Genomic DNA, 16,172 nt, shown 5'->3' on the forward strand with positions numbered 1-16,172 from the left:
TCCCCCCACCCCCCCCCACCCCCCTCGGGCCGGCCCCCCTCCCCCGTCCGGGGGGCCGGGCTGCCGGGGGGCCCGCGCCCCCCCCCCCCCCCCCACGCCGACCCCCGCTGCTGCTCCTGCTGCCGGCGGCGGTCATCATGATCCCGCTGGTCGCCTACCCGATCTACCAGCTCGGCCTGCTGTCCGTGCTGGACTTCGGCCAGGCCCAGGCCTCCGGCGGCGTGCCGACCAGCTTCGTCGGCTTCGGCAACTACCAGAAGATCCTGAGCGACGGGCAGTTCTGGTCGGTGCTGCTGCAGACGATCGGCTTCGCCGCGTTCTGCGTGGTCGCCACCCTGGCCGTCGGCGCGACCCTCGCGGTGCTGCTGACCAGGGTGGGCCGGGTGCCCCGGCTGGTGCTGACCACCGCCGCGATGGCGGCCTGGGCGGCGCCGGCGATGACCGGCTCGACGGTGTGGAGCTTCCTGTTCGACACCAACCTGGGCCTGGTCAACAAGACCCTGGTGGGCATCGGCCTGGACGGCTTCCACGAGTACAACTGGTTCTACGACAAGTGGACGGCCTTCCTCATCGTCGGCGCCGTCGTGGTCTGGCACTCCTTCCCGTTCGTCATGGTGACGCTGTACGCGGGCATCAAGGCGATCCCGACCGAGGTCATGGAGGCGGCGGCGCTGGACGGGGCCGGCACCTGGACCACGTTCCGCCGGATCACCGCCCCGATGCTCCGGCCGATCCTGACCATCGTGGTCATCCAGTCGGTCATCTGGGACTTCAAGGTCTTCACCCAGATCTACGTGATGACCGAGGGCGGCGGCATCGCCGGCCAGAACCTGGTGCTCAACGTCTACGCCTACCAGAAGGCCTTCGCCTCCTCCCAGTACGGGCTCGGCGCGGCCATCGGTGTGATCATGCTGCTGATCCTGGTGATCCCGACCGTCCTCTACATCCGCTCGCTGCGCAGGACGGGGAACGAACTGTGAACGCCCGTAGCCGCTGGCGCCTGGGCGCCAACACCACCGCACTCCTGGTGGCCGTCGTCACCGCCTTCCCGATCTTCTGGATGGTGCTCTCGGCCTTCAAGCCGAAGGGCGAGGTGCAGTCGCTCAATCCGCGCCCGTGGACGGCGCACCCGACGCTGGAGAGCTTCCGCCAGGTGCTCAGCGTGGACGGCTTCGGCCGGTACTTCGTCAACAGCCTGGTGATCGCGCTGTCGGTGGTGGTGCTCTCCGCGCTGGTGGTCTTCCTCGCGGCGGTCGCGGTGACCAGGTTCAAGTTCCGCTTCCGCACCACCATCATGGTGATGTTCCTGATCGCCCAGATGATCCCGGTCGAGGCGCTGACCATCCCGCTGTTCTTCATGTTCCGCGACGCGGGCCGGTTCGCGCCGGGCATCGGGCTCAACACCCTGGCGTCGCTGATCCTGGTCCAGCTGGCGTTCTCGCTGCCCTTCGGGATCTGGATGATGCGGGGCTTCGTCGCCGCCGTGCCGGTGTCGATCGAGGAGGCCGCGCAGATCGACGGCGCCAGCCGGGCCCGCATCCTGTGGACGATCCTGCTGCCGCTGGTCGCCCCCGGGCTGGCCGCGACCAGCGTGTTCTCCTTCATCGCGGCGTGGAACGACTTCGTCTTCGCCAAGACCTTCATCATCAGCGCGACCGAGAACCAGACCCTCCCCTCGGCGCTGCTGGTGTTCTTCAAGCCGGACGAGAACGACTGGGGCGGCATCATGGCGGCCTCCACGCTGATGACCGTGCCGGTGCTGATCTTCTTCATCGCGGTGCAGCGCAAGCTGGTCTCCGGGCTGGCGGGCGCGGTCAAGGACTGAGACGCGGGCCTTGACGGAAATCCCGCGACGGAGGGGCTGCGGCGGGTTCAGCATCCGGGACCGTGGAGGTGGGGTCCATGGACCGGGAGCGAGCCGACGGGCAACTCGCGCAGATCGCCGAGACGGTGGGCCTCGCCCGCCGTCTCGGCACCCGTGTCTGGCTGCGCGGCGGCTGGGCGATGGACTTCTTCCTCGGTGAGTGGACCCGGGACCACGAGGACGTCGACTGGTTCGCCCCGGCCGCCGACGCCGGGGCGCTCGCCGCCGGGCTGCGCGCCCTCGGGTACCGTCCGCTGCCGGGCGACGCGCCGGGGCAGCAGCTGGACTTCGTCCGGGACGGCCTGGAGTCGAGTTTCGCGCTGGTCGACCCGGCGCCGGACGGCCGGGTGCTGGTGGCGGGCGGCCCCTGGGCGGGGACGGCCTGGCCGGCCGGGCTGCTGGACGGGCCGCCGGGGCGGCTCGGGAGACTGGTCTGCCCGATCGTCGCGCCGCAGGCGCAGATCGAGATCAAGCGGATGATGCCGGTGTGGGACCCGCGGCGTCCGCGCCGGGCGAAGGACGCCGCGGACATCGCCCGGTTGCGGGAGGCACTGGATGGGCGAGGGGCCGGCGGGCGGGCGCTGGACGGGCGGGGGCCCGACGGGCGGGCGTTCGACTCTGCGGACGGTCGGCCCCTCGGATGATCGGCGGCCGGGGTGTCAGGCGGCCGGGGTGTCAGGCGGCCAGGGGCTCCTGCGCCGACGGGAGGCCGATCAGGGTGAACGCCGCGCCGGCGTCGTCACGGACCACGGCACGGCGGCCGTAGGGCGTCGGTTCGGGGCCGGCCAGGACGGTTCCGCCGAGTGCGCGGACCCTCTCCACCGCGAGGTCGGTGTCGGCGGCGCCGAACTGGACCGACCAGCCGGCCTCGGGCCGCCGGGCGATCGCACCGGCGGGCAGGCCGTCGATCCGGAACGGCGTGGCGCCGTCGCTCTCCCGGCCGTACGCGTAGCCGAACACCCGCCGGTAGAACGCCCGGGCGGTGTCCGGGTCGGGGGAGTGCTGCTCGCTCCAGCTGAACGCGGCCGGCTCGTCGACGAGTCCGGCGCCCTGCCAGAGCAGCCCCTGCCGCAGTCCGAACACCGCGCCGGCCGGGTCCGCGGCGAGCGCCGCCCAGCCCTGTTCGGGCGCCACCTCGTAGGGCTCCCGCAGCACCCGCCCGCCGGCCTCGCGGACCTTCGCGGCCGTGCGCGCGGCGTCGGCCACCGCCAGGTACGTCGTCCAGCGCGCTCCGGCTCCCGGTGGCCCGGGGGCGAGGCCCGCGACCTGGGCGCCGCGCAGCGTGGCGACGGTCCAGCCGGGCAGTTCGACGAACTCCCACGCGAACAGCCCGCCGTAGAAGCGCCGGGCCCGCCCGGGATCCGCCGTGCCGAGCTCGACCCAGCAGGGGACGCCCTCGTGGTACCTGCCCGCCTTCGGCATGCCGCGCCCTCCTCGTCCGTCCGTCCGCTCGTCCGCCCGTCTGTCCGCCCGTCTGTCCGCTCGTCGGTCGGCGTCGGCCGGGGGGTCGGCCGGGGTCGGCAGGGGTGGGGTCCGCCGGCGGTCTCAGGAGACGCCGCGCGGCCGGAACTGGATGCTGATCCGGGGGCCCGTCGGCCGGGCCGTCTTCGGCACCGCGTGCTCCCAGGTGCGCTGGCAGGAGCCGCCCATCACCAGCAGGTCCCCGTGCCCGAGCCGGTGCCGCAGCACGGGTCCGCCGCCGCCCCGGGGGCGCAGCAGCAGGGACCGGGGCTCGCCGACGGAGAGGATCGCCACCATGGTGTCCTCGCGGTCGCCGCGGCCGAGGCGGTCGCCGTGCCAGGCCACGCTGTCCCGGCCGTCGCGGTAGTAGCAGAGCCCGAGGGTGAGGAACGGCTCGCCCAGTTCGGGCGCGTAGTGGCTGCTCAGCACCGTGCGGGCGGCGCCGAGCACCGGGTGCGGGGGCGTGTCGTGCTCCCGGTAGGAGGCGAGCAGCCGGGGGACGTCGACGGTGCGCTCGTACATCTCGCGCCGTTCGGCGCGCCAGGGCACCTCGGCGGCCAGTTGTTCGAACAGTCGGTCCGCCCCGTGCAGCCAGCCGGGCAGCAGGTCGACCCAGGCGCCCGAGCCCAGGACCTCCCGGCGCAGGCCGGTCAGGGGCCCCAGCACGGGTCCGGCCGGGCCGGGGTCGTCGAACAGCGACGGCTGGAGGTGGAGGGCGGGGGTGGTGCTCATGGCTCCAGCCTACGCCGAGAATCGAACAGGTGTCCGAACATTGCTTGGCATGCTCCCCGGGACGGTTCGAACAGGAGGTGGGCCGTGCAGAGCAGGGGGCGTGCGGGCCGGCGGCCGGCCCGGGCGGGGCGCCGCAGCGCCCGACGATCCGCCGAGGGGCGCGCGGGGGCGCCGCAGTTCGAGCGTACGCCGACCGCGGGCCCGTGCGAACGGGCCCGCGGTCGGCGTCGCGGGGGGTTCAGCGGCCAGCGGGCACCCCCTCGGCGGCCCCTTCGGCGGTGGTGCCGGCAGTGACGTCGGTGGTGACGTCGGTGGTGACGTCGGCCGTCCCCTCGGTGTCGCTGGCGCCGAGCCGGGCATACACCTCCGGACGGCGCGAGCGCAGCCGCAGGGCGAGGCCGACCCCGGTCAGGAACACCACCGGAACCACCGACACCAGTGGCCAGTTGACCTCCGGCCCGGCCGCCGTGAACAGGTCCAGACGCCAGACCACCAGCCCGGTCGCCCCGCACAGCAGCGCCGTGGACAGCAGCGGGGCGACCACCGTGCGCAGCCGGCCCGCGCTCGCCGCGGCCGCCCGCTCGCGCCGGAAGAACGCGTACACCGCGAGCCCGGCCAGCGCCTGGAGCAGCAGGATGCCGACCACCCCGGGGGAGTTCACCCAGAGGAAGAACTGGTTGTACGGGTCCGCGCCGATCAGCGCCGCCACCACCACGGCGCCCGCCGCCAGCAGGCTCTGGGCGATCCCGCCGATCCAGGGCGAGCGGTGCCGGGGGTGGATGCGTGCGAGCGCGGCCGGTGCGGCGCCCTCGGTGGCCAGCGCGTGACCGTAGCGGGTGATGGTGTTGTGGAAGGCGAGCAGCGCGGCCAGCAGACTGGTGACGATCAGGACGCGCTGCAGGTCCGTCGCCCAGCCGCCGACGTAGTCCGTCATCGCGGTGAAGAACATCCCGGCCGGGTCGGCGGTCGCGGCCTCCACGGCCCCGGAGTCGCCGAAGGCCTGCACGATCGTCCAGGTGATGAAGGTGTAGAACAGCCCGAGGAAGGCGATCGCCGCGTACGTCGCCCGGGGCACCGTGCGGTGCGGGGCGCGCGCCTCCTCGCGGTAGATCGCGGTGGCCTCGAAGCCGACGAACGCGGCGAAGGACAGGCCGAGCACGCCGCCCATGCCGCCGGTGGTCACGTTGCCGGGGGAGAACGAGGCGAGCGAGAGGCCGTGCGCGCCGCCCCTGGCCAGGATCGCGACGGCGAGCACCAGCAGGATGCCGGTCTCGGCGATCAGCAGCGCGCCGAGCACCTTGGCGCCGAGGTTGATCGAGCGGTAGCCGAGGAACCAGACCGCCGCGACCCCGGTCAGTGCCCAGAGGGGCCAGGGCAGGTCCAGGCCGAGCAGGTCGTCGGCGGTCTCCTTGGCGAAGTAGCCGAAGGCACCGAACATGCCGATCTGGATCGCGTTGTACGACAGCACCGCGAGCAGGGCGGCGCCGAGCCCGGCGGGCCGGCCGAGGCCGCGGGTGACGTAGGCGTAGAACGCGCCGGCGTTGCGGACGTGCGCAGTCATGGTGGTGAAGCCGACCGCGAACAGGGCCAGCACGAGGCCGGTGGCCAGGTAGGCGGCCGGGGCGCCGATGCCGCCGAAGGCGATGGCGAAGGGCGCGACCCCGGCCATCACGGTGAGCGGTGCGGCGGCGGCCACGACGAAGAACACGATGTCGCCGGTGCCGAGGACACCGCGTTCCAGCCCGGGGGCCGGTGCCTGGGCCCGGGCCTGGGCCGGTGCCGGGGGCGTGGTCGCGGCGGTCGTGTCGGAGGGCAGGTGCATGGGGGGAGCTCTCCTGAGGGTCGTGCGGTCGAGAGTAGAGGAGGCCGCCCGAGTGGGGGCGCGAACGGCCTTGGCGCGCGCCCGGGGCGCAGCGCTGTCGATGGGGGCGCGCGGCGTCGTCGGCGCCGGCGCTCAGTGCGTGCGGCGCCCGCCCAGCCAGGTGCCCAGGACGGCGACCCCGGCCAGTTCGCCCGCCGGGACGGCGTACGGGTCGGCGGCCAGGTGCACCAGGTCCGCCCGCAGGCCGATCCGCAGCTCGCCCCAGGCGTCCTCCTCGAACGCCTGGTGCGCCACGCCCGCCGAGTAGGCGGCGAGCGCCTCGTCGAGCCCGATCCGCTCCTCCGGCAGCCAGCCGCCCTCCGGCAGCCCGTCGGGCGTCTGCCGGGTGACGGCGGTGGCCAGCCCGGCCAGCGGCTCGTAGCGGGTGACCGGCCAGTCGCTGCCGAAGGAGACCCGCGCGCCGTCGCGCAGCAGGGCGGCGATCTGGTACTGCCGGGCGCCGCGCTCGGGGCCGATCCGGGGCAGGGTCAGCTCGGTCATCAGCTGGTCCGGCTGCGCCCAGAGCGGCTCGAAGTTGGCGATCACGCCGAGTTCCGCGAACCGCGGCAGGTCGGCCGGGTCGACCAGCTGGACGTGGGCGATCACCGGGCGGCGGGCGCGCGGTCCGTTGCGGCGCGCGGCGGCCTCGATCGCGTCCAGGGCGATCCGCACGCCGTGGTCGCCGATGGCGTGGATGTGCGGCTGGAAGCCGAGCGCGTCGACGGCGGTGACGGCGTCGGCCAGCTCCGCGCCGGTCCAGTTGGCGGCCCCGTGCGAGTGCGGGCAGTCGCTGTACGGCTCCAGCAGCGCGGCGGTGCCGGACTCCAGGACGCCGTCGGCGAAGAACTTGACCGCGCGCGCGGTGACCTGGCCGCGGCCGGCGGCGTCGACCCGCTCCCGGTCGGCGGCGAGCCGGGGGAGCTGCCCGCGCCAGTCGTCGGGTTCGAGCAGCAGCGCGAGGTTGGCCCGTACGGCGAGCTCCCGGCCGTCGGCGACGGCGGCGAGCCAGGTGTCGACCTGGCCGGGCTCCACCCAGGCGTCCTGGATCCAGGTCACCCCGGCCGAGGCGAGCGTCCGGGCCGTCCCGTGCAGCGCGTCGACCTGCTCGTCGAGGTCCGGCAGCGGGACGAGGGCGAGCACGGGGTTGAGCGCGCCGAACTCGCGCAGGGTGCCGAGCGGGCTGCCGTCGGCCCGGCGGACGATCTCGCCGTGGGCCGGCTGGGGCGTCGCGGCGGTGAAGCCGGCCCGGCGCAGCGCCTCGCTGTTGGCCCAGCCGGTGTGGTGGTCCATGGTGCGCAGCAGCACCGGCCGGTCGGGGACGACCGCGTCGAGCAGCGCGGCGTCGAACAGGCCGCCCTCGGCGAGCCACGGGTCGAAGGCGTCGCCGGTGATCCACTCGGCCTCGGGGTGCTCCTCGGCCCAGACCCGGACCGCCTCGACCACCTCCGCCAGGCTGGTGCAGTCCCGGACCGGGACGCCGCGCAGGCCGAGCCCGCCGATCAGCGGGTGGACGTGGCCGTCGCCCCAGGACGGCAGCAGGGCGCCGCCGGCCAGGTCGACGGTCTCGGTCCGCTCGTCGCGCAGGGCGTGCGCCGCGGCGCCGAGGGCGGTGATCCGTCCGGCGGTGACGGCGAGGGCGTCGGTGACGGGGCGGGCCGGGTCGCCGGTGTGGATCCGGCCTCCGGTGAAGATCGTGTCGGCGCGCATGCGGGTGCGTCCTCTCCCGGTGCGGTCTGGTGTGACCTGGTTAACTGAATGGGATTCGGTAACCGTAGGCGCGGCCGGGCGGGGCGCGGAAGAGTTTTATTGAAAGTCATTCGATTACGTTTTCATCACGATGATCTTGCGCGATGATCGTAGTGCCGCTCCCCGCGGCGACACCGACACCGCGCTCGCGGAGAGGGACGGGAACCCCCATGGCCAGGCCGCGCACACCCTTGCTGGACCGGCAGCGCATCGTGCACACCGCGCTGCGGCTGGTCGACGAGGCCGGCGACCTCACCATCCCCGCCCTCGCCGGGGCGCTCAAGGTCAGCCCGTCCGCGCTCTACCACCACGTCAGCGGCCGCGCCGAGATCGTCGCCCTGATGCGCGGCGAACTCGTCCGGGTCATCGGTGAGCGCTCGCTCTGGGACCGGCCGTGGGACGAGGCGCTGCGCGGCTGGGCCCGCGCCTACCGCGAGGCCTTCGCCGAACACCCCGGGATCATCCGGCTGCTGGCGACGGCGCCGCTCGCCGAACCGTTCATGCACGAGCTCTACGAGCGGGCGGTGGCCACCCTGGAGGCGGCGGGCTTCGCGGCGGAGGATGTGATGGGCATGATCACCGCCCTGGAGAGCTTCATCCTCGGCTCGGCGCTGGACCTCGTCGCGCCCGCCGTCATGGTCGACGCCGTGGACCGGGCCGTCACGCCGCGGCTGGCCGACGCGCTGGCCGCCGTCCCGGCCGGGCGGCGCCGGGCCGACCAGGCCTTCGAGACCGGGCTCACGGCGCTGGTCGCCGGCTACGCCGCGCTGCTGCCCGCCGGTCGCGGGCCGGGTGCGGCGGCCGGGGATCCGATTTCTGACCAGGCGTGATGGCCTGCTAGTGTTCATCTCGTCGAAAGGGAACGATCTTCGCGGAGCGGGGATCGGGACCGGTTCGACCAGGCGTCAGCGGTGCTACCAGAGCACGCCCTACTTTCAGTAGGGAGAGTCCGTGCAACCCGGGCCTGGCGCTCCACCGGAAGCGGCCGTTCCCCTGCGGGGGGCGGCCGCTTCGTCGTTCCCCGGGGCCGGCCCGCGGTGGCGCCGGGCCCACCGGTTCTATCGCATGCGCGGTCCGAAACGCGCCGGAGCGACCGACAACCGGCCAAGGTGGCGCCCCAGGTGGATCGTTCGTTCGTGTCGCGCACGGGTGTGCGGTCAGCGGCGATGCCGTCCGGGCCGGACCGACGACGCCTCGAAGGATGGCCGAAAACGCATCGTTGTGGTGTGAATATGCCATCGGAATGTTCGTTGCATGGATTCCATCAGTAGCCTTCCGTGTCGAACCCGCCACGGGTCGTGGCAGTCCGGCCGGTGGCCGGCGATCACGGCCCGACGTGCCGTTTCCTCCCCGAACCCTCCGAAGGAGCCCGAGTGCCGGGTATCGACGAGTGCCTGTCCCGGGCGATGGCGATCGCCGGCGCCCGTGCGGCGAGTCTGATCGACTGGACCAGCGGGCTGGCGCTGGGCAGCGCCGGAGTCGGTCCGACCGGCGACCACGACACCACGGCCGCGGAAGCAACCGACTTGGTGCGGGCGGCCGTTGAGGGGGCGACCTTCACCGGGGCGGAGGACCGCACGGCACCGCTGCAGGACATCATCGTGACCGCCGGGCGCAGTTACCACCTGCTGTGCTTCATCGACACCGTCTTCGACAGCCGGCTCGTGCTGCATCTGTGGCTCGACCGCGCGGAGGGCAACCTCGCCGTCGCCCGGTTCCGTCTCCAGTCGATAGCCGAGGAACTGGTGCTCGGATGACGAACTCCGACGCGACCCCCGTGGCGGGTCGCCCCGGCACGGAGGCGGCGCGCACCGCCGTCGGGTTCCGGCCACCGGGTGGGCAGGGGCGGCCCCCGGGTGAGGCCGGGTGGACCCCGGGCGCCGTCGTCGAACGGCTCGCCGGTGAACGCGCCACCGGTGCGCTGCGCGGCCCCGCCGGCACCGTCTACCTGGTCGACGGCCTGGTCGCCCACGCCGAGTCCGACCGGGCGCCCGACCTGGCCACCCTGCTCACCGCCTGCGGCCGGCTCAGCCCTGAGGCCTGGCAGGACGCCGTCCGGCGGTTCGGCCCGCACGGGCGGGTCGGCGAGGGCCTGGTCGAGCAGGGCCGGCTGACCCGGGGGGAGCTCGAACTCTGCCACCTCGGCGCGCTCTTCGACGCCGCCTGCTTCCTGCTCGACGCGCCCGCCACCACCCTTGCCGCCCCGGCCCGTTGGACGTTCGCGCCGGGCGTGCGGCACTGGCTCGGCCCGGTGGCCGCGGTCGGTGCCCACCGGCTGCGCCGGGAGGCCGAGCGCCGACGGCACCTGCTGGACCGCATCCTGCCCTCGGCGCAGTTCGACACCGCGCCGCTGTGCCGGACCGCCGCCCCGCCGACCACCGCCGCCCCCGCACGCCATGCCCGCCGGCTCCGCCCGCCGACCCGGCGCCAGTGCGAGCTGCTCGACCACGCGGACGGCCGGAGAACCCCGGCCGAACTGGCCCGGCTGCTCGGCCGCTCCGCGTTCGCCACCACGGCGGACGTCCGCCGGCTCGCCGCCGCCGGCCTGCTGACCGGCCCGGCCACCGGCCCGGCCACCGGTGCGGGAGCGGGCGCCGGCTGCGCGGCGGGGACGCTGCCGGGCACGGGCGACGGGGTGCCGGCGCCGCGCGGCCCCGGCGGGCTGCACCGGCGGGTGCCCGGCGCGGCGCTCGCCGCCCTCAGTCGCGGGCGGCGCGGACCGGAGCCCGGCGCCGCCCCGCTCACCGCCAACGATCCGGACGTCGCGCTGCTGGTCCGGGTCCGAACCCTTCTGGAGGCCCGACTTTGAACCACGCTCCGCCCGCGACCCCGCCCGCACGGTCATGAGGCGGGCGCTCAAGCAGCGTGTCGGAAGGAGACAACTGATCGCCTTGGAGACCGAGCTGCTGGCCGAACTCCGCGCCGTGAAGCACCGGATGCCGCACCTCGCGGGCGGTCTGGTGGCGAGCGTGGACGGCCTGCTGGTCGCCCACGACACCCACGGGACCGAGCCCTCGGGCCTGGCGGCGATGACCGCCGCCTCGCTCAGCCTGGCGCAACGGCTGGCCGACAGCACCGGCCAGGGCGAGTTCCGGGAGTCACTGGTGCGCGGCGAGAACGGCTACGTCGCCATCTACGCGGCCGGTGGCAGCTGCGTGCTCACCCTGCTCGCCCACCCGGACGCGAACGTCGGCCGCCTGCACCTGGAGGCCCGCCGCTCCGCCCGGCGGATCGCCGCGCTCCTGAACGACGCACTGCTGCCCAAGGACGCCCGGGAGCTCTGACGGCCCCGGCCGTCCCCACTCGTCCGCCCGCTCACTCACCCGCTCACCTACCCGCTCACTCACCGACGAACCGGAGACACCGAGATGACCGACGCCGCAGGCGCGCTGAAGCAGACCATGACCGTGATCGAGGGCGCCATCGGCGCGGCCCTGGTCGACTACAACAGCGGCATGGCGCTGGCGACCCTCGACGGCCCCGGCGGCCTGGACCTCAACGTGGCCGCCGCCGGGAACACCGACGTGGTCCGCGCCAAGATGCGCACCATGGACATGCTGGGCCTCACGGACGGGATCGAGGACATCCTCATCACCCTCAGCAGCCAGTACCACCTGATCCGCCCGCTCACCAGCCGCAGCGGCAAGGGCCTGTTCCTCTACCTCGCGCTGGACAAGAGCCGGGCCAACCTCGCGATGGCCCGCCACCAGCTCACCAGGATCGAGGCCGACCTGGAGGTCTGACCGGGTCCGGTCCCTCGGACCGGACCACCTCGCCGCCGGGGAGCCCCGCGCAGAGCGTGCCGTCGGGCGTGACCACGCGCCACGGCGCCAGCAGCGCGTGCGGCGGGACGGACAGCGTCCCGCCGCCCTCGCCGGCGAAGACCAGCTCCAGCCCTCCGGCCGGGGTGACGCGGGCGGAGGAGACCGTCCGGCCGACCAGACCGAGCAGTGGTCGGGTGGGCCGGAAGGTCAGCGCCGGGTAGAAGATCCCGACCCCGGTCGCCCCGGCGAGGCGGAACTCCTGCGTCACCTGGACGGTCACCGGCCCGTCGAGCACCAGATCGAGCCGGTCGCCCCCGCGCACCCCCGTCACCCGCCGACCGACCAGGGCGTCCTCGGAGCGCCTCACGTGCTGCGTGTTCTCCATGGTGCCAGTGTGGACGGGCGGGACGCCGCCTGTCCCCCCATCCCGCCCCCCACACCAGCAGAAACCTTTCCCCACCCCGCCCCCCGTTCCACCGTTCGGCCCGGAGTAGGAAGTCGACGTAGCCGACTTCCTACTCCAGCAGCTACCCATCACCCTCTCGCATGCTTCACCTCATTCGCCGGTTGAGCTGGAGCGGAAGGTCGATCTGGCCGACTTCCTACTCCAGCAGCTGCGTGAAAGCGGCCGCCGCGATCCGCTCGCCAAGTCCGAGGAAACGTTCCTGCATCTCGGCTTTCCAGCCGGCCAGTTGGGGTGGAGTGGGAAGTCGACGTGGCCGACTTCCCACTCCAGCGATCACATGAAAGGGACTGTCGCGATCCGTCCGCCACGTCCGAGGAAACGTTCCTTCAGCTCGGCGCTCGGGTGTTCCGGTTGGGGTGGAGTGGGAAGTCGGTGTGGCCGACTTTCTGCTCCCGCGGCCGCCCGAGGGTGGCCGCCCTCCTGGTTGCGCACTTCGTGCGAGCTTCACCTCATTCGCCGGCTGGGGTGGAGTGGGAAGTCGATGTGGCCGACTTTCCACTCCGGCGGCTGCGTGAAAGTGGCCTCAGGGGTCCGCTCTCCACGTGGGGGGAAACGTTCCTTCAGCTCGGCGCTGGGGTGTTCTGGTTGGGGTGGAGTGGGAAGTCGGTGTGGCCGACTTTCTGTTCCTGTGGTCGGGCAAGGGCGGCCGCCCCCCCCGGCTGCGCACTTCGCGTGTGCTCCATGCCGTTCGCCGGTTGGGAGGGGAGTGGGAAGTCGGTCACGTCGACTTCTTGCTCCGGCGGGTGGGTGGGAGGGGCTGGCGGGGAGGAAACGTTTCTGCTTGCGGGGGGCGGCTTTGGGGGTTACGGGGTGGGGTGGGGTGGGAGGGTGGAGAGGGCGGTGGTGGTGGCGTGGGTCATGTGGCGGTCCTGATGGTCGGTGGTGCCGCGGAGGCGGGCGTAGCCCTCGGTGGCGGCGAGGACGACCAGGCCGGGGAGCAGGTCGGTGCTGCGGTCGGCGATCCAGCGGGTGCCCTTGGTGGCCATCCACCAGACGTCGGACAGGGTGCCGGGCGGGGGTTCGGCGGGTTCCGGGGCGGGGGCCGGGCCGAGCGGGCGGTCGGCGGTGGCGAGGAGTTCGTGGAAGCCGCGGGCGATCAGGTGGTGGCCCTCGGCGCTCGGGTGGAGGCGGTCGACGCTGAGCAGCCGGCGCTGCGCCGTCCAGGGCAGTTCGGCGATGTGCAGGTGGACCGCCCGGTGGCGGGCGGAGAGCGCGTGCACCACGGTGTTCACCGCCCGCATCCGCCGGGCCAGCGGCCGGGCGAGCGGGCGGGGCAGGCGCAGCAGGGCGCCCGGGTCGGGCAGGCAGGCGGTGAGCACCACCGCGCCGCTGCCGGTGAGCCGGCCGAGGACGGTGTCCAGGGCGGTGGTGGTGCGGCCGACGTCGAAGCCGGACCGCAGGGTGTCGTTGCCGCCGGCCACCACGGCGGCGAACTGCGGCCGCAGCGCGATCGCCGCCGGCAGCTGCTCCGTCGTCAGATCGGTGGTGAGTGCGCCGCTGCGGGCGAGGTTGGTGAACTCGACCCCGGCCTGCGGCGGGGCCAGGGACCGGGCGAGCAGGGCAGCCCAGCCGCGCCAGCCGTCGGCGATCGGGTCGCCGATGCCCTCGGTGAGCGAGTCGCCGAGGGCGACGAACCGCACCGGCTCGCCGGTCCGCCGCCCGTCCCCGCGGGTCGCGCCGTACGCGGCGTCCGGGACGGTGCCGCCCCCTCCGTCCACTGCGGCGACGGTGTTCACCGGGCCTCCCTCCCGCTCCTCGGGGCGACGTCGACGGCGACGTCGACGGCGGCGGTGACGGGCGCCGCGCCGTGCGCGGCGAGGAAGGCCGCCACGGCCGCGGGCCAGCCGTACCGTTCGGCCCGGGCGCGGGCGGCGGCGCGCCGGGCCGCTTCGGGGCGTGCGAGCAGTTCGCGCGCCGCGTCCGCGAAGCCCGCGCCGGTCGGTTCGGCGGCCACACCCGCCGTGCCGACCAGCTCGGGCAGGGCGGAGCCCCGGTTGACGGCGACCGGGGTGCCGCAGGCGAGCGCCTCCAGCGCCGCCAGCCCGAAGGTCTCCACCGGCCCCGGCGCCAGCACCGCGTCCGCGCAGCCCAGCAGCCGGGCGACGGCGTCCCGGCCGGCCAGGTGGCCGAGCAGGTGCACCGGCAGCCGTTCCCGCGCGGCCCGGGCGGCGAGGCGCGAGCGCAGCGGCCCGGTGCCGGCCACCACCAGCACCGCGTCCACCCCGGCGGAGCGCAGCGCGGCCAGGGCGTCGAGGGCGAGCGCGGGGCGCTTCTCGGTGGAGAGCCGGGAACAGAGCACCAGCAGCACCTGCTCCGGGGCCGCGTACCGGGCCCGCTCCGCCGCGCGGTCGGCGGCGGTGGGCGGGCGCAGGGCGGCGAGGTCCACGCCGAGCGGGGCGCGCGCAAGGTTCCGCACGCCCAGCCGCCGGAACTCGGCGGCGGCCCACTCGGTCGTGCAGATCACCGTGTCGTACGACCGGGCGGTCCGGCCGTTGAGCCGGTCGGCGGCGGCGTCGGCGGCCGCTCCGGGCGCGCCCCAGGTCCGCAGCAGCCCGACGGCGCTCTCGTGCGACACCATCGCCGACCGCACGCCGTGCCGCCGGGCCCAGGCACCCGTCCAGCGCAGCGTGGTGCGGTCGGAGACCTCCAGCCGGTCGGGGGCGAGCCGTTCGAGTTCGGCGGCCACCGCCCGCCGGTCGGTGAGCAGCCGGTACCCGCCACTGCCGGGCAGCACCGGGCCCGGCAGCGTGACGACCAGCCCCTGTTCGTCCTCCTCGACGGTGCGCCGCTCCCCGGGCACGACGAGCACGGGGGTGTGTCCGGCGGCCCGGTAGCCCGCGCCGAGGTGACGCAGCGCGGTGCGCAGTCCGCCGGAGACGGGGGTGACGAAGTTGGCCACCCGGACGATCCGCAGCGAGCCGGCGGTCATGCGGACAGTTCCTCCGTCAGCGGGGCGGCCGGCCGGCCGGTCTCGTCGGCGGAGGACGGAGCCGCCGGCCCGCTCCCGGGGGCCACCGCCCCGTGGTGCTCCGCGAGCACCTCGGCGTAGTGCCGCAGCAGCAGGTCCCCGACCGCCTCCCAGGTGCGGGCGGTCACCTCCGCCCGTCCCGCGCGCCCGTACGCGGCCCGCAGCTCGGCGTCCCCGGCGAGGGCGGTCACCGCCCGGGCCACCGCCGCGCCGTCCCGGGGCGGGACGAGCAGGCCGGTGCGGTGGTGCGCGACCAGGTCGAGCGGACCGCCGGCGGCCGGGCCGACCACCGCGACCCCGCTGGCCATCGCCTCCTGGATGGTCTGGCAGAACGTCTCCAGCGGCCCGGTGTGCACGAAGACGTCCAGGGTGGCGAAACATCGGGCGAGCTCCTCGCCGGTGCGCCGGCCGAGGAAGACGGCGCCGGGCATGGCGGCCTTCAGCCCGGGGGCGGAGGGCCCGTCGCCGACGACCACCACCCGCACCCCGGGCAGCGTCGAGGTCCGGGCGAGCAGGTCGACCCGCTTCTCCGGCGCGAGCCGCCCGACGTACCCGACCAGCACCTCGCCGCCGGGGGCGAGCGCCCGGTGCAGCGCCTCGTCGCGGTGGCGCGGGTGGAAGCGGACGGAGTCCACGCCGCGCGGCCACAGCTGGACCCTGGCGACGCCGTGCGCGGTGAGGTCCTGGGCGGCGGGGGTGGACGGCGCGAGCGTGCGGGCGGCGAGGCCGTGGACGGTGCGGATCCGGTGCCAGGCGGCCGCCTCGCCGAGGCCGCGCCCGGCCCGGTAGGCGTGCGCGTAGCCGGCGAGGTCGGTCTGGTAGACGGCGACCACCGGCACCCCGAGCCGGGCGGCGACCTGCGCGCCGCGCGCGCCGAGCACGAACGGGCTGGCCAGGTGGACGAGGTCGGGCCGGTGCCCCCGGATCGCGGCGGCGAGCTGCCGGCTGGGCAGCGCGATCCGGACCTGCGGGTAGCCGGGCAGCGGGAGGGAGGGGACGTGCACGACCGGCAGCTCCTGCGGCACGCCGCCGGCGCCGAAGGTGTGCGAGGGACTCTGGGCGCCGCGCGCGGGCGCCGGCGTGACGACGAGCGGCTGGTGCCCCCGGCGGAGCAGGTGCTCGGCGGTCCGCAGCACGCTGTGGGCGACGCCGTTGACCTCGGGGGGAAAGGATTCGGTGACGATGACGACACGCATGCCTGTGTTCTGTCCGCGTCCGGCGTGCACGCGGCCAAAGGGATCTGTCGTACAAACGAACGCGGGTCGGCGAATTGTCCCGCCGACCCGCGTTCCGCGCGGTCCCTGGCGCCG

At 74.9% G+C, this 16,172-nt stretch carries 16 protein-coding genes; 8 read left to right on the forward strand and 8 right to left on the reverse strand.

The genetic code is table 11. The features are described from left to right. From ACFVVL_RS16955 to ACFVVL_RS16965, 3 genes are all read left to right on the forward strand, one after another. Positions 1 to 980, forward strand: a 980-nt coding sequence (locus tag ACFVVL_RS16955) for a carbohydrate ABC transporter permease (protein ID WP_387675794.1), incomplete at its 5' end; no start/stop codon positions are given. Then, positions 977 to 1,825, forward strand: coding sequence for a carbohydrate ABC transporter permease (locus ACFVVL_RS16960; protein WP_380298445.1), 849 nt, complete (start codon positions 977 to 979; stop codon positions 1,823 to 1,825). The genes ACFVVL_RS16955 and ACFVVL_RS16960, both read left to right, overlap by 4 nt. A gap of 77 nt (positions 1,826 to 1,902) precedes the next feature. Next, positions 1,903 to 2,508, forward strand: a complete 606-nt coding sequence (locus ACFVVL_RS16965) for a nucleotidyltransferase domain-containing protein (protein WP_387675797.1) — start codon at positions 1,903 to 1,905, stop codon at positions 2,506 to 2,508. Positions 2,509 to 2,539: 31 nt separating this feature from the next. Here ACFVVL_RS16965 and ACFVVL_RS16970 read toward each other — a convergent pair whose 3' ends face one another. The 4 genes from ACFVVL_RS16970 to ACFVVL_RS16985 form a co-directional block, all read right to left on the reverse strand. Next, positions 2,540 to 3,286, reverse strand: coding sequence for a VOC family protein (locus ACFVVL_RS16970; RefSeq protein WP_387675800.1), 747 nt, complete (start codon positions 3,284 to 3,286; stop codon positions 2,540 to 2,542). A 123-nt stretch (positions 3,287 to 3,409) separates the two neighbouring features. After that, positions 3,410 to 4,057 (reverse strand): alpha-ketoglutarate-dependent dioxygenase AlkB, encoded by a 648-nt coding sequence (locus ACFVVL_RS16975; RefSeq protein ID WP_380298439.1) that lies wholly within the window; start codon positions 4,055 to 4,057, stop codon positions 3,410 to 3,412. A 238-nt stretch (positions 4,058 to 4,295) separates the two neighbouring features. Continuing rightward, positions 4,296 to 5,879 (reverse strand): APC family permease, encoded by a 1,584-nt coding sequence (locus tag ACFVVL_RS16980; protein ID WP_387675803.1) that lies wholly within the window; start codon positions 5,877 to 5,879, stop codon positions 4,296 to 4,298. A 132-nt stretch (positions 5,880 to 6,011) separates the two neighbouring features. Further along, on the reverse strand, positions 6,012 to 7,625 hold the full coding sequence (locus tag ACFVVL_RS16985; protein WP_387675806.1) for an amidohydrolase: 1,614 nt from the start codon (positions 7,623 to 7,625) through the stop codon (positions 6,012 to 6,014). A 209-nt stretch (positions 7,626 to 7,834) separates the two neighbouring features. Here ACFVVL_RS16985 and ACFVVL_RS16990 point away from each other — a divergent pair, with 209 nt between their 5' ends. From ACFVVL_RS16990 to ACFVVL_RS17010, 5 genes are all read left to right on the forward strand, one after another. Further along, complete coding sequence (locus ACFVVL_RS16990) at positions 7,835 to 8,494, forward strand: TetR/AcrR family transcriptional regulator (RefSeq protein ID WP_387675809.1); 660 nt, start codon at positions 7,835 to 7,837, stop codon at positions 8,492 to 8,494. A gap of 543 nt (positions 8,495 to 9,037) precedes the next feature. After that, a complete protein-coding gene (locus ACFVVL_RS16995; protein ID WP_387675812.1) occupies positions 9,038 to 9,421 on the forward strand; it encodes a hypothetical protein in 384 nt (127 codons plus the stop codon). Next, complete coding sequence (locus tag ACFVVL_RS17000; RefSeq protein WP_387675815.1) at positions 9,418 to 10,473, forward strand: hypothetical protein; 1,056 nt, start codon at positions 9,418 to 9,420, stop codon at positions 10,471 to 10,473. Before ACFVVL_RS16995 ends, ACFVVL_RS17000 begins: the two co-directional genes overlap by 4 nt. An 82-nt stretch (positions 10,474 to 10,555) precedes the next feature. Further along, on the forward strand, positions 10,556 to 10,948 hold the full coding sequence (locus ACFVVL_RS17005) for a roadblock/LC7 domain-containing protein (RefSeq protein WP_380296658.1): 393 nt from the start codon (positions 10,556 to 10,558) through the stop codon (positions 10,946 to 10,948). Positions 10,949 to 11,032: 84 nt separating this feature from the next. Next, complete coding sequence (locus ACFVVL_RS17010; protein WP_380296659.1) at positions 11,033 to 11,407, forward strand: hypothetical protein; 375 nt, start codon at positions 11,033 to 11,035, stop codon at positions 11,405 to 11,407. On the opposite strand, the gene ACFVVL_RS17015 is transcribed toward ACFVVL_RS17010, so the two are convergent. From ACFVVL_RS17015 to ACFVVL_RS17030, 4 genes are all read right to left on the reverse strand, one after another. Beyond that, positions 11,376 to 11,813, reverse strand: a complete 438-nt coding sequence (locus tag ACFVVL_RS17015) for a DUF6188 family protein (RefSeq protein WP_387675818.1) — start codon at positions 11,811 to 11,813, stop codon at positions 11,376 to 11,378. The two genes, ACFVVL_RS17010 and ACFVVL_RS17015, sit on opposite strands and share 32 nt — an antisense overlap. Positions 11,814 to 12,697: 884 nt before the next feature. Next, entirely contained in the window at positions 12,698 to 13,630 is a 933-nt protein-coding gene (locus ACFVVL_RS17020; protein ID WP_387675821.1) for an SGNH/GDSL hydrolase family protein, read from the reverse strand. Further along, positions 13,627 to 14,823, reverse strand: coding sequence for a glycosyltransferase (locus ACFVVL_RS17025; protein WP_387675823.1), 1,197 nt, complete (start codon positions 14,821 to 14,823; stop codon positions 13,627 to 13,629). Before ACFVVL_RS17025 ends, ACFVVL_RS17020 begins: the two co-directional genes overlap by 4 nt. Beyond that, positions 14,820 to 16,058 carry a glycosyltransferase family 4 protein gene (locus tag ACFVVL_RS17030; protein WP_387675826.1) on the reverse strand — a complete coding sequence of 413 codons (1,239 nt, stop codon included), beginning with the start codon at positions 16,056 to 16,058 and terminating at the stop codon, positions 14,820 to 14,822. The genes ACFVVL_RS17025 and ACFVVL_RS17030 overlap by 4 nt, the downstream gene beginning before the upstream one ends. Between the last annotated feature and the right edge of the window lie 114 nt (positions 16,059 to 16,172).

The sequence above is a fragment of the Kitasatospora sp. NPDC058115 genome (assembly GCF_042884635.1).
GTDB lineage: Bacteria > Actinomycetota > Actinomycetes > Streptomycetales > Streptomycetaceae > Kitasatospora.

Excerpts from the sequence above, each read along its gene's own strand:
- ACFVVL_RS16980 (WP_387675803.1), bottom strand. The coding sequence starts at position 5,879 with ATGCACCTGCCCTCCGACACGACCGCCGCGACCACGCCCCCGGCACCG.
- ACFVVL_RS16975 (WP_380298439.1), bottom strand. The coding sequence starts at position 4,057 with ATGAGCACCACCCCCGCCCTCCACCTCCAGCCGTCGCTGTTCGACGAC.
- ACFVVL_RS17030 (WP_387675826.1), bottom strand. The coding sequence starts at position 16,058 with ATGCGTGTCGTCATCGTCACCGAATCCTTTCCCCCCGAGGTCAACGGC.
- ACFVVL_RS16970 (WP_387675800.1), bottom strand. The coding sequence starts at position 3,286 with ATGCCGAAGGCGGGCAGGTACCACGAGGGCGTCCCCTGCTGGGTCGAG.
- ACFVVL_RS16990 (WP_387675809.1), top strand. The coding sequence starts at position 7,835 with ATGGCCAGGCCGCGCACACCCTTGCTGGACCGGCAGCGCATCGTGCAC.
- ACFVVL_RS17015 (WP_387675818.1), bottom strand. The coding sequence starts at position 11,813 with ATGGAGAACACGCAGCACGTGAGGCGCTCCGAGGACGCCCTGGTCGGT.
- ACFVVL_RS16985 (WP_387675806.1), bottom strand. The coding sequence starts at position 7,625 with ATGCGCGCCGACACGATCTTCACCGGAGGCCGGATCCACACCGGCGAC.
- ACFVVL_RS17000 (WP_387675815.1), top strand. The coding sequence starts at position 9,418 with ATGACGAACTCCGACGCGACCCCCGTGGCGGGTCGCCCCGGCACGGAG.
- ACFVVL_RS17010 (WP_380296659.1), top strand. The coding sequence starts at position 11,033 with ATGACCGACGCCGCAGGCGCGCTGAAGCAGACCATGACCGTGATCGAG.
- ACFVVL_RS17025 (WP_387675823.1), bottom strand. The coding sequence starts at position 14,823 with ATGACCGCCGGCTCGCTGCGGATCGTCCGGGTGGCCAACTTCGTCACC.
- ACFVVL_RS16965 (WP_387675797.1), top strand. The coding sequence starts at position 1,903 with ATGGACCGGGAGCGAGCCGACGGGCAACTCGCGCAGATCGCCGAGACG.